The organism is Streptomyces sp. NBC_00354 (genome assembly GCF_036106915.1).
Classification (GTDB): domain Bacteria; phylum Actinomycetota; class Actinomycetes; order Streptomycetales; family Streptomycetaceae; genus Streptomyces.
On the sequence record NZ_CP107983.1, the window covers coordinates 4,417,611 to 4,433,807 of the forward strand.

The window sequence follows — 16,197 nt, forward strand, 5'->3', positions numbered from 1 at the left end:
GGGTTCGCCGGAGGCTACGCGAGTTCCACGCGGATCGGGTCGCCGTCGCGGACGGTGGACAGCAGGCGGGGGTCGCCGTCGAACGAGCCGAGCACATTGCACGGGCTCGCCAGGCGGCTCTCGCCTCCGCGCGAGATGGGCGTGGGGCCGTACGGGAGCGCGAGGGCGTCGCCCTCGGTCCAGAACGCGACCGTGCCCGGGTCGACGACCTGCCGGGCGTCGTGTTCGAGCGCCACGGAGACGCCGGTGTCGAAGTAGACCTCCTCGCCCCAGGTGTGGGCGGACGCGGAGATCGGAAGGGCCTCGGCCAGCGCCTTGCTGGTCGGGGTCTCGTCAAGGGTTGCCGTGAGCTGGCCTGCGGGCCAGGAGATACGAATCCTCATGAGCGGCATTCAACAATCTGTTGAAAGTGTTGGCTAGGGGGCCCCGCCTGGAAGGCGTCTGAAGCAGTACGACATAATGCTTGTGAATGTGAACGCGTTCACAAGCGTGTCCTGTTTCGTCCCGTATTCGGGTGGGGCACGCCAGGCAAACTGCGGCAGTGACCACGGCGCACCGAAGGAGACGACGACGTGGACGTAGCTTTGGCGCCAGAGACGTTGGCGCGCTGGCAGTTCGGCATCACCACCGTCTACCACTTCCTCTTCGTCCCGCTGACGATCTCTCTCGCGGCGCTCACGGCAGGCCTCCAGACCGCCTGGGTGCGCTCGGAGAAGGAGAAGTACCTCAGAGCCACCAAGTTCTGGGGCAAGCTCTTCTTGATCAATATCGCCATGGGTGTCGTCACGGGCATCGTGCAGGAGTTCCAGTTCGGCATGAACTGGTCCGACTACTCGCGCTTCGTCGGTGACATCTTCGGGGCCCCGCTGGCCTTCGAGGCGCTCATCGCCTTCTTCTTCGAGTCGACCTTCATCGGGCTGTGGATCTTCGGCTGGGACAAACTTCCGAAGAAGATCCACCTGGCCTGCATCTGGATGGTCTCGATCGGCACCATCCTCTCCGCGTACTTCATCCTCGCGGCCAATTCCTGGATGCAGCACCCGGTCGGCTACCGGATCAACGAGGAGCGGGGCCGGGCCGAACTCACCGACTTCTGGCTGGTCCTCACCCAGAACACCGCGCTGACGCAGTTCTTCCACACCATCACGGCGGCGTTCCTGGTCGGCGGCGCCTTCATGGTCGGCATCTCCGCCTTCCACCTGGCCCGCAAGAAGCACATCCCCGTGATGCGGACCTCGCTGCGACTCGGCCTGGTCACCCTGATCATCGCCGGCATGGGCACCGCCATCAGCGGTGACCTGCTGGGAAAGGTGATGTTCAAGCAGCAGCCGATGAAGATGGCCGCCGCGGAGGCGCTCTGGGACGGCGAGGCGCCCGCGCCCTTCTCCGTCTTCGCCTACGGAGACGTCGAAAAGGGCCACAACAAAGTCGCCATAGAGATCCCGGGCCTGCTGTCCTTCCTGGCCAATGACGACTTCACCTCCTTCGTCCCCGGCATCAACGACGTCAACAAAGCCGAACAGGAGAAGTTCGGGCCCGGCGACTACCGGCCCAACATCCCGGTCGCGTACTGGGGCTTCCGCTGGATGATCGGCTTCGGCATGGCCTCCCTCGGCATCGGAGTGCTGGGGCTCTGGCTCACCCGGAAGAAGTTCATGCTGCCGCCGGGCCTGCGCACCGGCGAGGACGAGGTCCCGCACCTGGTCCTCTTCAAGAAGGCGCTGAGCCCCAGGTTCACCACCTGGTACTGGATCGTCGCCCTCTGGACCATGGGCTTCCCGCTCATCGCCAACTCCTGGGGCTGGATCTTCACCGAGATGGGCCGCCAGCCCTGGGTGGTCTACGGAGTCCTGCGCACCCGCGATGCGGTCTCGCCCCACGTCTCCCAGGGCGAGGTGCTCACCTCGATGATCGGCTTCACGCTCCTGTACGCCGTGCTCGCGGTGATCGAGGTCAGGCTGCTGGTGAAGTACGTCAAGCTCGGGCCGCCCGAGCTCACCGAGGCAGACCTGAACCCGCCCACCAAGATCGGCGGGGACGACAAGAACCCCGACCGGCCTATGGCCTTCTCGTACTGAGGCTGAGGGGACCACACCATGCAACTCCATGACGTCTGGTTCGTGCTCATCGCCGTCCTGTGGACCGGCTACTTCTTCCTGGAGGGCTTCGACTTCGGGGTCGGCGTACTGACCAAGCTGCTCGCCCGCGACCGCAAGGAGAGGCGGGTCCTGATCAACACGATCGGGCCCGTGTGGGACGGCAACGAGGTCTGGCTGCTCACCGCCGGCGGGGCGACCTTCGCCGCCTTCCCCGAGTGGTACGCCACCCTGTTCTCGGGGTTCTACCTGCCGCTCCTGGTCATCCTGATCTGTCTGATCATCCGCGGTGTCGCCTTCGAGTACCGGCACAAGCGGGACGAGGACCGGTGGCAGACCAACTGGGAACACGCGATCTTCTGGACCTCGCTGATCCCCGCGTTCCTGTGGGGCGTGGCCTTCGCCAACATCGTGCGCGGCGTGAAGATCGACGAGCACAAGGAGTACGTCGGCAGCCTCTTCGACCTGCTCAACGTCTACTCCCTGCTCGGCGGCCTGGTCACCCTGACCCTCTTCACCTTCCACGGAACGGTGTTCACCTCGCTCAAGACGGTCGGGGACATCCGGGAGCGCTCGCGTGCGCTGGCGACCCGGCTGGGTGTGGTCACTGCCGTGCTGGCACTCGTCTTCCTGATCTGGACCCAGGTCTCGCGCGGTGACGGCAAGAGCCTGATCGCCATGGCCGTCGCGGTCGTCGCACTGGTCGGGGCCCTCGCCTTCAACCTGGCGGGCCGCGAGGGCTGGTCGTTCGCCCTGTCGGGGGTCACCATCGCGGCCGCGGTCGCGATGCTCTTCCTGACGCTCTTCCCGAACGTGATGCCGTCCTCGCTGAACGACGCCTGGAACCTCACGGTCACCAACGCCTCGTCCAGCCCCTACACCCTGAAGATCATGACCTGGTGTGCGGGAGTGGCCACGCCGCTCGTCCTGCTCTACCAGGGCTGGACGTACTGGGTGTTCCGCAAGCGGATCGGCACGCAGCACATCGTCGATGCGCACTGATCCCTGACCGTCCGGCCTGACCCTGCTCTGGGGGATGTTTCACGTGAAACCGATCGACCCGCGCCTGCTTCGGTACGCCCGCTCCACCCGCCTCTTCCTGGCGGCCGTGGTGGCCCTGGGACTTGCCGGGGCGGGGCTGGTCGTCGGTCAGGCGATGCTGATCGCCGAGATCGTGGTCGGCGCCTTCGAGCAGGGGCTGGACGGCGAGGCGCTGCGGACGCCGCTGCTGCTGCTCGCAGCAGTGGCACTGGGGCGAGGTCTGCTCGCCTGGCTCACGGAACTCGCTGCCCATCGGGCCAGTGCGGCGGTCAAGTCGCAGCTGCGGGGCCGGCTGCTGGACCGGGCCGCGGACCTGGGGCCCGGCGGGCTGAGCGGACAGCAGACCGGGTCGCTGGTGGCGCTGGCCACCCGGGGCGTGGACGCCCTCGACGACTACTTCTCGCGGTACCTGCCCCAGCTGGGCCTCGCCGTGGTCGTCCCGGTGGCGGTCCTCGCCCGGATCGTCACCGAGGACTGGGTGTCGGCTGCCATCATCGTGGTTACCCTGCCGCTGATTCCGCTCTTCATGGTGCTGATCGGCATGGCCACCCAGTCCCGGATGGACCGCCAGTGGCGGCTGCTGTCCCGGCTGTCGGGACACTTCCTGGACGTGGTGGCCGGGCTGCCGACGCTGAAGGTCTTCGGCCGGGCCAAGGCGCAGGCCGAGTCGATCCGCAAGATCACCGATGACTACCGGCAGGCGACGGTGCGGACCCTGCGCATCGCCTTCCTTTCCTCCTTCGCCCTGGAGCTGCTGGCGACCCTCTCGGTGGCACTGGTGGCCGTGACCATCGGCATGCGGCTGGTCCACGGGGAGCTCGATCTGTACACCGGGCTGGTCATCCTGATCCTGGCGCCGGAGGCGTATCTGCCGCTGCGGCAGGTCGGGGCGCAGTACCACGCGGCCGCCGAGGGGCTGGCGGCCGCGGAGGAGATCTTCGAGGTGCTCCAGACCCCGGTCGCCGCCCTGGGCGGCGCGGCCCCGGTGCCGGCCGCGGGGCTGCGGATCGAGATGGACGGCGTCGCGGTCCGCTACGAGGGCCGGGGTGGGGACTCGCCGGGACCGGTCTCGCTGGCGGTCGGACCCGGGGAGTGTGTCGCCCTCACCGGGCCCAGCGGGGCGGGCAAGTCCTCGCTGATCCAGGTGCTGCTGGGCTTCGTGGCGCCGACCGCGGGGCGGGTGCGGATCGCGGGCGCGGACCTCGCGTCGCTGTCGCTCGAGGAGTGGCGGCAGCGGATCGCCTGGGTGCCGCAGCGGCCGCACCTGTTCGCCGGGACGATCGCGCAGAACGTACGGCTGGCGCGGCCGGATGCGTCCGCGGACGCGGTGACCGAGGCGCTGAAGGACGCCGGGGCGTGGGAGTTCGTGGCCGCGCTGCCGCGCGGCGTCGACACCGAGCTCGGCGAAGGCGGAGTCGGGCTGTCCGCCGGACAGCGCCAGCGGCTGGCGCTGGCGCGGGCGTTCCTCGCGAACCGGCCGGTGCTGCTGCTGGACGAGCCGACCGCGGCTCTCGACGGGGAGACCGAGGCGGCCGTGGTCGACGCGGTACGACGTCTCGCGGTGGGGCGGACCGTGCTGCTGGTCGCCCACAGGCCGGCGCTGCTGGCCGTGGCCGACCGCGTGGTGCCGGTGGGCTCTGCGGGGCTCCTGCCTCCCGTCTCCCCTGCCCGGCTCGGGGACGTGCCAGGGACCTCGGACAGCCTCGGCGGGGAGCGCCACGGGCCGTCCGGTCCCGGGGAGTGGATTCTCGGCAGCGCCCCCGAGCGGGCGGCCAAGGCCGGTGGCACCGACTCGGGCGGGGGCGATCCGCTCCGGCGGGTACGCGCCGTGGCCAAGGCCTGGCAGGGGCGGTTCCGGCTCGGTCTGCTGCTCGGGGCGCTGGCCGTCGGATGCAGTGTCGGGCTGATGGCCGTCTCCGGATGGCTGATCTCCCGGGCCTCGGAACAACCGCCGGTGCTCTACCTGATGGTGGCCGTCACCGCCACCCGGACCTTCGGGATCGGGCGGGCCGTCTTCCGGTACGCGGAGCGTCTCGTCTCCCACGACGCCGTGCTGCGGATGCTCGCCGAACTGCGCGTGTCGGTGTTCCGGCGGCTGGAGGGCATCGCGCCCGCCGGGCTGCGGGAACAGCGGCGCGGAGACCTGCTGGCCCGCCTGGTGGCCGACGCCGACGCCCTCCAGGACTACTGGCTGCGCTGGCTGCTGCCGGTCGGCACCGCGGTACTCGTCGGCACCGGCTCGGTCGCCTTCACCGCCTGGCTGTTGCCCGGGGCAGGGGCCGCGCTCGCCGTCGGGCTGCTCGCCGCCGGGGTCGGCGTGCCGCTGGTCAGCGGGGCCTGCGCCCGCCGTGCCGAGCGGCGGCTGGCGCCGGCCCGGGGCGAGCTCGCCACCCGGGCGGCCGACCTGCTGACGGGGACCGCCGAGCTGACCGTCGCCGGCGCGCTGGCCGGCCGCAAGGACGCCGCGAAGGAGAGCGACCGGACGCTGACCGCCATCGCCGCACGGGGAGCAGCCGCCACCGGGCTCGGCAGCGGGCTCTCCGCCCTCGTGTGCGGGCTGACCGTGGTGGTCGCCGCGGCCGTGGCCGCGAACGCCGTCCACGACGGCCGGCTGTCCGGGGTGGCCATGGCCGTTGCCGTCCTGACCCCGCTCGCCGCCTTCGAGGCGGTCAACGGGCTTCCGCAGGCCGTCCAGTACCGACAGCGGGTACGCCGCAGCGCCGAGCGGATCTACGAGGTCATCGACGCTCCCGCCCCGGTCGCCGAGCCTGAGCGGCCGGCCCCGGTACCCGCCTCTCCGTTCCCGCTGCGGCTGACCGGACTCGCCGTCCGGCATCCCGGGCAGGAGCAGGATGCGCTGCACGGGCTGGACCTGACCCTGGAGGCCGGCCGGCGGATCGCGGTCGTCGGCTCCTCGGGTGCCGGCAAGACCTCGCTGGCCCAGGTCCTGCTGCGGTTCCTGGACCCGCACGAAGGCACGTACACCCTGGGCGGGACCGATGCGCGCACGCTCGACAGCGACGAGGTCCGCCGGATCGTGGGCCTGTGCGCCCAGGACGCGCACCTCTTCGACAGCTCGGTACGGGAGAACCTGCGGCTGGCCAGGACCGGGGCGAGCGAGGAGCAGCTGCGGCAGGCCCTGGTGGCGGCCCGGCTGCTGGAGTGGGCCGACGGGCTTCCCGACGGGCTGGACACCCTGGTCGGCGAGCACGGCGAGCGGATCTCCGGCGGCCAGAGGCAGCGCCTGGCCCTGGCCAGGGCGCTGCTCGCCGATTTCCCCGTCCTCGTCCTCGACGAGCCGGCCGAGCACCTGGACCTGGCGACCGCGGACGCCCTGACGGCGGATCTGCTCGCCGCGACCGAGGGCCGCACCACCGTGCTGATCACGCACCGGTTGGCCGGCCTGGAGGCGGTCGACGAGGTGCTCGTACTGGACCGCGGAACGGTCGTGCAGCGCGGCACGTACGCGGAGCTGGCCGCAGCCGAGGGCCCGCTGCGGAACCTGCTGGAGCGGGAGCGGGCGGCCGACGGGGCCCTCGCCGACTTTCCCCGGTAAAAGGGACTAACTAGTCTCAAGGGCATGTCAGTGCAGGAGTCGCAGGAACCGCCGGAGTCACCACCCGGAACGCCTGACCCGCTGGAGGCAGCCACCCGGGCCACGCGGAGTCTGCAGGGCCTCTCCACCGAGCTCACCGCCCGCGTGCCGCAACTGCTGGAGGCCATGCGCTCGGTCGGCACCGGACTCGAACTGCACTCGACACTCGATCGCATCTGCGAGACCGCGGCCGAGCTCGCCGACGCTCGGTACGCGGCGATCGGCGTCGTCGACACCGAGGGCCGCGGGCTGTCGGACTTCGTCACCTTCGGCATCGACGCCGAGGCGGCCAGGAGGATCGGGCACCGCCCGGACGGGAAGCGGGGCCTGCTCGGCGCGCTGATCTCGCACCCCGACACGGTGCAGCTCGCCGATCTGACGAAGGATCCGCGCTCGGCCGGATTCCCGCCGCACCACCCGCCCATGAAGACCTTCCTCGGCGTCCCGATCCGGGTGCAGGGGGAGATCTTCGGCAACCTGTACCTCGCCGAGAAGAACGGCGGCGGCCAGTTCAACGACTACGACGTCCACATGGTCCGGGTCCTGGCCACCGAGGCGGGGATCGCCATCGGCAACGCCCGGCTGTACGAGGCCGCCACCCAGCGGGAGCGGTGGATCGACGGCTCGGTGGCCGTCACGACCGCCCTGCTGTCGGGCGGTGACGCGGATGACGCGCTGGCGGTGGTGGCCGAACAGGCCCGCCACCTGGCCGATTCCGCCGCCGGGATCGTGATGCTGCCGGCCGAGGAGGGCGGGATGGAGATCGTCGCCGTCTCCGCAGAAAATCCGGCCACCTCACTCGGCCTGGTGATCCCGGCCGAGAGCCCGGTGGTGGCGAGGCTGCTCCGGGGCGAGCCGGTCTTCGTGGACGACGCCGCCTCCGACCCCCGCATGGTCAGCCGGCTGACCAGTCAGTACGGGCCCTGCATGATGCTGCCGCTGCACAGCGGCGGGCGTGTGCTGGGCGCGCTGGTGACCCCGCGGGCCCGCGGCAAGAGGCCGTTCAGCGAGTCCGAGCGGACCCTGGCCACCCAGTTCGCCTCCCAGGCGGCGCTCGCGCTGATGATGGCCGAGGCGCAGCGCGACCGGGAGCGGCTCGCGGTGTTCGAGGACCGCGACCGGATCGCCCGGGACCTGCACGACCTGGTCATCCAGCGGCTGTTCGCCACGGGGATGATGCTGGAGGGCGCCCAGCGGCGGTCCGTCGTCCCCGAGGTTGTGGACGGCGTGGGCAAGGCCGTGGACGAGCTGGACGTGACGATCCAGGAGATCCGCACCGCGATCTTCGCGCTCCAGCAAGGACCGGCCGAGGCTCCGTCGGGGTTGCGCACCCGGGTCCTGCGAGAGATCAACATGGCCGCGGTGCCCTTGGGTTTCAAGCCGGCGCACCGGCTCCTCGGCCCGATCGACGCGGTGGTCGGCGAGCTGGTGGGCAAGAACCTGATCGCGGCGCTGCGCGAGGCCCTGTCGAATGCCTTCCGGCACGCGGAGGCATCCCGGATCGAGGTGGTCGTGGACTGCACCGCCACCCTGGCCGACGGGAGGCCCGGGGTGCGGCTGGAGGTCGCCGACGACGGCGTGGGCATTCCCGAGGGCGGCCGGCGCAGCGGGCTGCGGAATCTGCGCCGGCGGGCCGAGTCGCTGGGCGGGTCGAGCTCGTACGGCCCCGGCATCGGAGAGGACGGCAGCGGGACCACCCTGGTGTGGGAGGCCCCGCTCTGACCTGTCGGGGCCCGCTCGCGCCGGCCCCGCTGCCGGCGTCTACCGCTGGTGCGCGGCGCGTTCCGAGATGATGCGCTCGATGACGACGGCGACGCCGTCCTCGTTGTTGGCGACCGTACGGCCGGAGGCGGCCGCGATCACGTCCGGGTGGGCGTTGCCCATCGCGTATGAGGTACCTGCCCAGCGGAGCATCTCCACATCGTTCGGCATGTCCCCGAAGGCGACGACCTCGGCGGGGGAGATACCGCGCTCGGCGCAGCACAGCTCCAGGGTGCTGGCCTTGGAGACGCCCAGCGCACTGATCTCCAGCAGAGCGGTCGGGCTGGAGCGGGTGATCGACGCGTAGATGCCGGCGACCGAGCGGGCGAGTGCCAGGAATTCGTCCGGGGCGAGCTCGGCGTGGTGCGCGAGCAGCTTGAGGACGGGAGCGGAGGTGTCGTCCGTGTCCTCCTCCAACAGCTTCTCCGCGGTTGCCACATGGGCACCCGGGTCCTGGAAGAAGGGCGGGTACAGCGGCTCGTAGTTGATTCCGGTGGTCATCTCGACCGCGAAGGACGTGCCCGGGGCAGCGGCGCGCAGGGTCTCCACGACCGTCAGAGCCGTGGTCCGCGGCAGTGCCCGGACCTGTACGAATTTCCGGCCCGCGTGGAGATCGACCACCGCGGCCCCGTTCGCGCAGATCGCCAGGCCGTGGCCGTGGACGTGGTCGCTGACCACATCCATCCAGCGGGCCGGGCGGCCGGTGACGAAGAAGACCTCGATCCCGGCCTCCTCGGCGGCGGCGAGCGCGGCGACCGTGCGGAGCGAGACGGATTTGTCGTCGCGCAGCAGGGTGCCGTCGAGGTCGGTGGCGATGAGCCGGGGAGTGGGGGTTTGCCCGTCCGGGCGCTGGGGAGCCGAGGTCACGGATCCATCTTCGCCCATGGCCTGGCGGCGGCGGCCCGGGGCAGGGCCGGGCCCCGCACCGGATGGCGATGTTTCTCCCCTGGCTACCTGCCCGCGGACTTCTTCCGGGGAGACCTGAGGTGCTCCGCGTGAAACAGGGACGGCCGATGTTTCACGTGAAACATCGGCGGCTGACGTTTCACGTGAAACATGGGCAGGGCCGTAGTCTCGAATACATGAGTCTGCGTCTGAGCACTGTGATCCTCCCGGTACGCCCGTGGCGTGAGGGCGGTCGTGACCAGTGGGTGCGAGCCGAGAAGCTCGGGTTTCACACCGCATATACCTACGACCACCTGACCTGGCGGTCCTTCCGCGACCGGCCGTGGTTTGGCGCGATCCCGACACTGGCCGCGGCGGCCGCAGCCACCGAGCGGATGCGGCTGGGCACGCTCGTCACCTCGCCGAACTTCCGGCACCCGGTGACGCTGGCCAAGGAGCTCATGGCGCTGGACGACATCTCCGGCGGCCGTTTCACCCTCGGTATCGGCGCCGGCGGCAACGGGTTCGACGCGACCGCGCTGGGCCAGGACCCCTGGAGCCCGCGTGAGCGTGCGGACCGCTTCGCAGAGTTCGTGCCGCTGCTGGACCGGCTGCTCACCGAGGCCGCGGTCAGCGAGCGCGGCACCTTCTACTCCGCCGAAGAGGCCCGCAACATCCCCGGCTGCGTGCAGCAGCCGCGACTGCCTTTCGCCGTCGCCGCGAACGGCCCGCGGGGCCTCAAGCTGGCCGCCGCCCATGGCCAGGCGTGGGTGACCACCGGCGATCCGAAGCTCTTCGAGGAGGGCACCCCGGAGCAGTCACTGGAGGCCATCCGCGGCCAGCTGGCCAAGCTCGACAAGGCCATGGCCGAGATCGGGCGGGCGCCGGAGCCGATGGAGAAGATCCTGCTCACCGGCTTCACCCCGGAGCGCAACACGATGCTGGACTCCGTCGGTGCGTTCGTCGACTTCGCCGGCCGCCACCAGGAGCTCGGCTTCACCGAGATCGTGATCCACGCACCGATCCCGGACTCCGAGTTCGCGGCGGACGAGAACGTCTTCGAGGAGATCGCCACCGAGGGCCTGGCCCAGCTCGACAGCTGATGGTTCCGATGCCCCCGTCGCCGCCTGGCGACGGGGGCATCGCGGTCAGGACCTCAGGCTGTCCAGGGAGGACTGGGCGCGCTCCAGCAGACCCTCCGGAACCCCCTCGGGCCGGGCCCGGAGTTCGTCGATCAGCGCCGAGAGCCGAGCGGCTCCCGCCTCCTCGCGACCTGTTTCCTGCTCGGTCCAGGCGGCGTACTGGACGCACTGGAGCCGGTCCCCCAGATGGTCCGGACCGAGTTCCGCGTACAGGGCCGCGGCCCGCCCACTCAGCCCGATCTCCTCCAGCCTCAGCGCCTCGACCTCAGCGTCGCGGCCCACGACGTCGCCAGGGGATTCCTTGCCGTCCTCGCCGCCGTCCTCCTCGTCGGCTTCCTCGAGCGAGTTGACCCGCCAGTCGAGCACCTGCGCCAGCTGCAGCCAGGTCTGGGCGAGCTCGGCCCGCAGCTGCGGGGCCGCGGGGGTGTCCCCGTGCTCGGCCAGTGCAGCCTCCACGACCCCGGCTGCCTGGTGCATCAGGTCCCGGGCCTGCGCCCATGCCGCCGCGGTGACGTTCTCCCGCGGTGCCAGCCAGGCCAGGGAGCGCAGGATCCGCACCTCGGCGATCGGGGCGTCCCCCGTCACCCGGTACAGCTCCAGGGACCGCTCGTACGCGGCGACCGCCTCCTGGTGCAGGCGCGCGGCGGCGAGTTGCTCCGCGGCCGCCTGCGCGAGGGCGGCCTGCGGGCGGGTGTCCTCCCAGCCCTTGGCCACCTCCGCCGCCAGCAGGTACTGCTCGGCCGCCGCACGCGAGTCGTCCAGCTGCCGCAGCAGATCGCCGAGGAACTCCCGTGCGGACACGGCCTGTCCCTCGCCGTGTTCCAGCAGATCGGGCAGCGTCGACTGCAACACCTCCGCCGCGTCGGCGTTCCGGCCCTCCCGCGCATGCGCCCGGGCCAGCACGAGCCGGGCCTGAGCTCCTCCGTCGGCGGCCAGACCGGCCTGGTCGAACCAGTGCGCCGCAGTGAGGGCGTGCTCGGCCGCCTCCGCCGCAGCGTCGGCCCTGCGCAGCAGGATGTCCGCGAGGGTGAGCCGTACGACTCCCTGCGTCTCGGCCTCGGTCACCTCCGCGGAGTGCTCCAGCGCGGCGCGCGCCGCCTCCTCCGCCTCCTCCGGCCGGTCCAGCGACATCAGCACCCCGGCCCGCAGCACCAGCGGATCCACCGCCTGCCACGGCCGGTCCGCCGACACCGCGCGCGTCGCGGACGAGGCCAGGAGCGGCAGGGCCCGCTCGGGGTCGCCCTGGGACAGGGCGACGCGGCCCATCATCTCCTCGGCCTCCGCGACCAGGTCGGGCAGATCCTCGGCATGGGCTGCGACGAAGGCGCCGAGTTCGGCCGCGAGCTCACCGTGCCCTTGGCCCTGTCCGGGGCCGTGGACGTGGTCGTGGACGTGGTCGTGCTCCGGGCCGGCCTCCACCGAGCGCAGGTACGACTCCACACGGATCGAGGCCAGCTCCGCCAGTGCGATCCGGCGCCCGCGCAGCGGCTCGTCCGCGTCCAGCGCCTCGGCGGCCCGCGCGGCGACCTCGAGCAGCTCCCGGATCCGCTCGGGCTCGGCCCCGGACTGCGCGGCCTCGCTCGCCAGCCGCAGCTCCGCCAGTGCGGCGCGCTGCTCCTGCCCGAGCACTCGGTAGACGTCGCGGACCGCCTCCAGCAGCTCCGCCGCGTTCGCGGCCCCGCCGCGGGCTGCCGTCAGGGCCCGGTGGTCCGCCACATCGGCGGCGACCAGCGCGTCCACCTCGCCCTCCGGGCGCGCGTCCACTCGTACGCCTACCTCGGCCCAGAGCCCGTCCGCGGCCGGATGCCCCTGGTCGCGGGTCTGCCGGGCCCGCTCCACCAGCTCCTCGAAGCTGGCTGCGGGCGGCACGGGCGCAGCCACTGGGGCAGTTGCTGCCGCGGGCGCAGGGGTCTTCGGCAAGGCCGTGCCGCGCACCCCCAGCGGCAGCACGTCGACCAGCGGCTCCCGTCCGATCCGGGCGAGGAAGCGGTCCGAGACCCGGGTGGTGCCGTTGCGCGCGTCGAACCGCCGGGCGATCTCGAGCGAGCTCGCGCGCAGCACCTCGTACAGCTCGGAGACCGTGCGCGGGACACCCTCGTAGGGGACCGCCGGGCTCTGGCCGTGCCCCAGCTCCGTCAGCCGGCGCAGCAGCACCAGGATGCCGCCGTGGAAGGCCATCTGGTCGTCGACATTGACGAGCGGGCCCACATGGGCGGCATGCTCGGCGAGGATCTCCAGGCCGCGCGACTCGTTGCCGCTCAGGGCGCAGAACTCGATGTGCTTGCCTACCGAGGGCAGCAGGCTCTCGTTGCCCCGGGCCATGCGGTAGCCGCGCAGGTGGTGCGAACGGGCCTCGTCGAAGCGGCCGAGGCGCAACAGCGGCAGCAGCGAGTGGGCGAGCAGCCGGTGGGGTTCCTCGGCGCACGTCCGCTCGCCCGCCAGCACGGGCTGCCAGACCTCCAGGGCCTGGGCGTCGTCCCCGCGGTGCGCGGCGTACGCGCCCTGCCCGTTGAGCTCGCAGGCATGGCAGTCGCTCATGCTGTCGCGGTCGGCCGCCAGCCAGGCGCGGTACGCCCGCTCGGCCCGGTCGTCCTCGCCGATCGCGTCGGCGAGCCACAGCTCGGCCTCGCGTACCGGCCGCTCGCTGTAGCCCGCGATCCGGTAGCGGCGCTCCATCTCGTCCAGCCAGCCGGTGGCGGATTCCAGCGGGATCTCGGGGGAATCGCTGATGGCCGTGGCCACCCACTTGAACTGCCAGAACAGCGAGTGGGCGTCCCACCGGTCGAAGGCACCGGGGTCCTTGTCGTACTCCTGGAGCAGCCGGGCGAACGGCACCAGCATCTTCGAGGACTCGGCACTCCAGAGGTAGGCGTTGATCAGGTTGTCGAGCGACTTGCGGAACAGCGCCCAGTCACCGTTCGCCTCCGCCGCACCCACGAGCACCTCGGCGTGCGCGTTGCGCGCGGCTCCGTTCGGGGCGTCTCTGTTCTCCGCCAGGCCCCGCTCGATCTCCTCGTGCGTCAGCATGGTCACTTCTGTCCCTCCGGGGAGTCGGTGGAGTGGGTCGCCCATTCCAAGAGCCCGAGGAAGGCCCGGTTGAGCAGGGTGGAGTCGGCGGGGCGCAGTGGCCGCTGGGACATCAGCAGTGCCTGCCCGTACAGCGATTCGACCGCCGTGCCGGTCAGCGCCTCGTCGGGCAGGGCCGAGATCCGGCGGATCAGCGGGTTGTTGTGGTTGAGCACCAGGCGGGCGCGCGGCGCGGAGCCGCGCAGCGCCCCGAGGATTCCGCTCCACAGAGAGTCGGCGCTGCTCAGGGCGGCCGTGCGGTCGCGCTCCTGGCGGGCCTGGCGGTCGTCGAGGTAGAGCGCCGGGACCGAGACGGGCTGGAAGGCGCGCAGCACCACGTCGCAGCCCTGCGGTTCCAGCCGGGTGCGCGCCGTGGACAGGAAGGGCGCGAGGGCGAGTTCGGCGGAGGTCGGGACCGGGTCGAGCCGCTCGGTGACGGCTCCGGCGTCCAGCTCCGTGACCTTGAGGTCCGGCCGTACGGAGGGCAGCAGGGCGAGCAGGTCGGCGTCGTAGGTGTATCCGGCGTTGATGACGCCGAGGCCGTGGGCCGCCGCGATCGGGGCGATCTGGCGGAACTCCTCGACGGTGCGCGTGAAGTGGATCTCGGTGTGGGCCGCCGTGAACTCCTGGAGGCTCATCGAGCCGTCGCTGGTCTCGAACGGCAGCCAGGGCAGCATCAGGCCGAGCAGCTCGGCGTCGTGCCGGGCCAGGGACTTCACACCGAGGTGGTGGACGCCCAGGAAGGCGGCCAGCCGCTCCGGTTCACTCGCGGCGAGTTCGGCGAGCCAGGCCCGGACGCGGGCGCCGAGGGCCTCCCGTACGGCGGACAGGGTCTCGTCGTCGTACAGGTTCTCGCGGGAGGCGGTGGGCCGCAGCGTGTCGGTGTCGATGACCGCGCGGACGAAGAACGCCCAGTCCGGCAGCAGGTTGTCGGCATGATCGGTGAGCAGCATGCCCTTGAGGTGGACGCGGTGTCCGGCCCGGTGGGCGGGGCTGGTCGGCTCGGGGAGGACGTACGCCACTCCGCGCACCCCGGCGACGGGCAGGTCGAGGTCGATGCTGTCGAGCGGGGTGAAGCCGAAGAGCTGCGCGCAGTGGCCGGCGAGCGCGACGCGGCGGGCGGCCGGGGTGGGGAAGGGACGGTCCCATACAGCGGGCCGGTCCGTGACGGCCCGCGGCTCGCCGCCTTCGCCGTCGTCGAAGGTGATGTCGTACGGGAGCAGGGAGCCGTAGTCGCGGGCCAGCTGCTCGACCTTGGCCGGGACGGTCCACTCCTCGGCGCCCGGGCGGGCCTGGAGGATGACGGTGGTCCCGGGCTCCCGGCGTGCCTCGTCGGGCAGTTCGCGGACGGTGTACGAGCCGTCGTCCGTGGCCAGCCATTCGACGGGCGCGGCCTGGGGGTCGCGGGCGGAACGCGTGATGACGCGTATCTGGCGGGCCACGACGAAGCAGGCGAGCAGTCCGATGCCGAACTGGCCGAGGAACTCCCGGCGGGTGGTCTCGAGGCCGTGGTCGCCGCCGCGCTTGGAGCTGCGGCCGATGGTGGCGAGGAGGGAGTGGGCTTCGGCGGCGGTCAGGCCGATGCCGCTGTCCTCGATGGTCACCCGGCCCGCGGACGCCGACAGGCGGATGCGGATCTCCGCCTCCGGGTCGAGTGCGTGGCGGGCGGTGACGGCGTCCACCGCGTTCTGCAGGAGCTCGCGGACGTAGACGCGCGGGCTGGAGTAGAGGTGGTGGGAGAGCAGGTCGACCAGGCCGCGCAGATCGACTTGGAAGCTGTTGGCCGACGGGTCGGAGTGGTCGGCGGAGTGGGAAGGGGAAGGGGATGTGGACGTCACGGGGCGTCACCTCGCGTGCTCGCATGGATGGTTCGGCGATCGCGAGGTACCCCCCTCACAGATCGGAATGAGGAACAGAGTAGGGGGATGATCTGACAATCTCTTCGTGAATTCCGGCGGAGCCGAGCGCGCTGCCGAGCGGCGTCCCGGCCGGCGCTACTGGTAACGCAGGAACTGCGGCGGTACGGCATCCACCAGCCACACCCCGTTGGCGCTGATCCGGAAAACGTGCCCGGCCGCGCGCATCGCCCCCGAGTCCACGCTGAGCACGACCGGCCGGCCGCGCCGCGCGCCGACACGGGTCGCGGTCTCCCGGTCGGGGGACAGGTGCACGTGGTGGCGGGCCATGGGGCGCAGGCCCTCGGCGCGGATCGCGTCCAGGGCTGCGGCGACGGTGCCGTGGTAGAGGTACGCGGGCGGTTCGGCCTCCGGCAGGTCCAGGTCCACGGGAACGGTGTGCCCCTGGCTGGCCCGGATGCGGGTGCCGTCGACGGCGAACCGTTGCTTGTCGTTGGCGGCGACCACGTGGTCGAGCTCGGCGCGGCTGACGGGGAAGCCGTGGGAGGTGGCCGCGCGGAGAAGATCGTCGATCTCCACCCAGCCCTGGGGATCGAGCACCAGTCCGATGCGTTCCGGCTGATGCCGCAGATGTTTCGAGACGTATTTGGACACCTTCACGGTGCGTCTGTCGTCCATGGCCCCAGCTTGCCGCGTCGGAGCGGGGTCGGGCAGCGATTTTTCTCGGCTCCGCCGAACCCGGACACCCTCTATCG

General features: G+C 71.6%; 10 protein-coding genes. 5 read left to right on the plus strand and 5 right to left on the minus strand.

Features of this window, described 5'->3' with window-relative positions; genetic code table 11:
* Positions 1–14: 14 nt before the first annotated feature.
* Positions 15–383, minus strand: coding sequence for a cyclophilin-like fold protein (locus OHT74_RS20050; RefSeq protein ID WP_266627638.1), 369 nt, complete (start codon positions 381–383; stop codon positions 15–17).
* A gap of 189 nt (positions 384–572) precedes the next feature.
* Here OHT74_RS20050 and OHT74_RS20055 point away from each other — a divergent pair, with 189 nt between their 5' ends.
* Genes OHT74_RS20055 through OHT74_RS20070 form a run of 4 tightly spaced genes read left to right on the plus strand, consistent with a single transcriptional unit; the run spans position 573 to position 8,454 of the window.
* On the plus strand, positions 573–2,078 hold the full coding sequence (locus tag OHT74_RS20055; protein WP_328620954.1) for a cytochrome ubiquinol oxidase subunit I: 1,506 nt from the start codon (positions 573–575) through the stop codon (positions 2,076–2,078).
* A gap of 18 nt (positions 2,079–2,096) precedes the next feature.
* Positions 2,097–3,098, plus strand: coding sequence for a cytochrome d ubiquinol oxidase subunit II (gene cydB, locus OHT74_RS20060; RefSeq protein ID WP_266665774.1), 1,002 nt, complete (start codon positions 2,097–2,099; stop codon positions 3,096–3,098).
* Positions 3,099–3,141: 43 nt separating this feature from the next.
* Positions 3,142–6,693: a thiol reductant ABC exporter subunit CydD gene (gene cydD, locus OHT74_RS20065; protein WP_328620955.1), complete on the plus strand. Its 3,552-nt coding sequence runs from the start codon at positions 3,142–3,144 to the stop codon at positions 6,691–6,693.
* A 24-nt stretch (positions 6,694–6,717) separates the two neighbouring features.
* Positions 6,718–8,454, plus strand: coding sequence for a GAF domain-containing sensor histidine kinase (locus OHT74_RS20070; protein ID WP_328620956.1), 1,737 nt, complete (start codon positions 6,718–6,720; stop codon positions 8,452–8,454).
* Positions 8,455–8,493: 39 nt separating this feature from the next.
* On the opposite strand, the gene OHT74_RS20075 is transcribed toward OHT74_RS20070, so the two are convergent.
* A complete protein-coding gene (locus tag OHT74_RS20075; RefSeq protein ID WP_266665777.1) occupies positions 8,494–9,378 on the minus strand; it encodes a Cof-type HAD-IIB family hydrolase in 885 nt (294 codons plus the stop codon).
* 197 nt (positions 9,379–9,575) lie between these two features.
* Here OHT74_RS20075 and OHT74_RS20080 point away from each other — a divergent pair, with 197 nt between their 5' ends.
* Entirely contained in the window at positions 9,576–10,481 is a 906-nt protein-coding gene (locus OHT74_RS20080) for an LLM class flavin-dependent oxidoreductase (protein WP_266665778.1), read from the plus strand.
* Positions 10,482–10,526: 45 nt separating this feature from the next.
* Here OHT74_RS20080 and OHT74_RS20085 read toward each other — a convergent pair whose 3' ends face one another.
* From OHT74_RS20085 to OHT74_RS20095, 3 genes are all read right to left on the minus strand, one after another.
* The gene (locus OHT74_RS20085) at positions 10,527–13,547 is read right to left on the minus strand and encodes a tetratricopeptide repeat protein (RefSeq protein WP_328620957.1); all 3,021 of its coding nucleotides are present in this window, start codon (positions 13,545–13,547) and stop codon (positions 10,527–10,529) included.
* 2 nt (positions 13,548–13,549) lie between these two features.
* Entirely contained in the window at positions 13,550–15,424 is a 1,875-nt protein-coding gene (locus tag OHT74_RS20090; protein WP_266995725.1) for an HSP90 family protein, read from the minus strand.
* Positions 15,425–15,580: 156 nt separating this feature from the next.
* Positions 15,581–16,120 carry an RNA 2'-phosphotransferase gene (locus OHT74_RS20095; protein ID WP_328620958.1) on the minus strand — a complete coding sequence of 180 codons (540 nt, stop codon included), beginning with the start codon at positions 16,118–16,120 and terminating at the stop codon, positions 15,581–15,583.
* Between the last annotated feature and the right edge of the window lie 77 nt (positions 16,121–16,197).

Excerpts from the sequence above, each read along its gene's own strand:
- OHT74_RS20050 (WP_266627638.1), bottom strand. The coding sequence starts at position 383 with ATGAGGATTCGTATCTCCTGGCCCGCAGGCCAGCTCACGGCAACCCTT.
- cydB (WP_266665774.1), top strand. The coding sequence starts at position 2,097 with ATGCAACTCCATGACGTCTGGTTCGTGCTCATCGCCGTCCTGTGGACC.
- OHT74_RS20075 (WP_266665777.1), bottom strand. The coding sequence starts at position 9,378 with ATGGGCGAAGATGGATCCGTGACCTCGGCTCCCCAGCGCCCGGACGGG.
- OHT74_RS20080 (WP_266665778.1), top strand. The coding sequence starts at position 9,576 with ATGAGTCTGCGTCTGAGCACTGTGATCCTCCCGGTACGCCCGTGGCGT.
- OHT74_RS20095 (WP_328620958.1), bottom strand. The coding sequence starts at position 16,120 with ATGGACGACAGACGCACCGTGAAGGTGTCCAAATACGTCTCGAAACAT.
- OHT74_RS20085 (WP_328620957.1), bottom strand. The coding sequence starts at position 13,547 with ATGCTGACGCACGAGGAGATCGAGCGGGGCCTGGCGGAGAACAGAGAC.
- OHT74_RS20070 (WP_328620956.1), top strand. The coding sequence starts at position 6,718 with ATGTCAGTGCAGGAGTCGCAGGAACCGCCGGAGTCACCACCCGGAACG.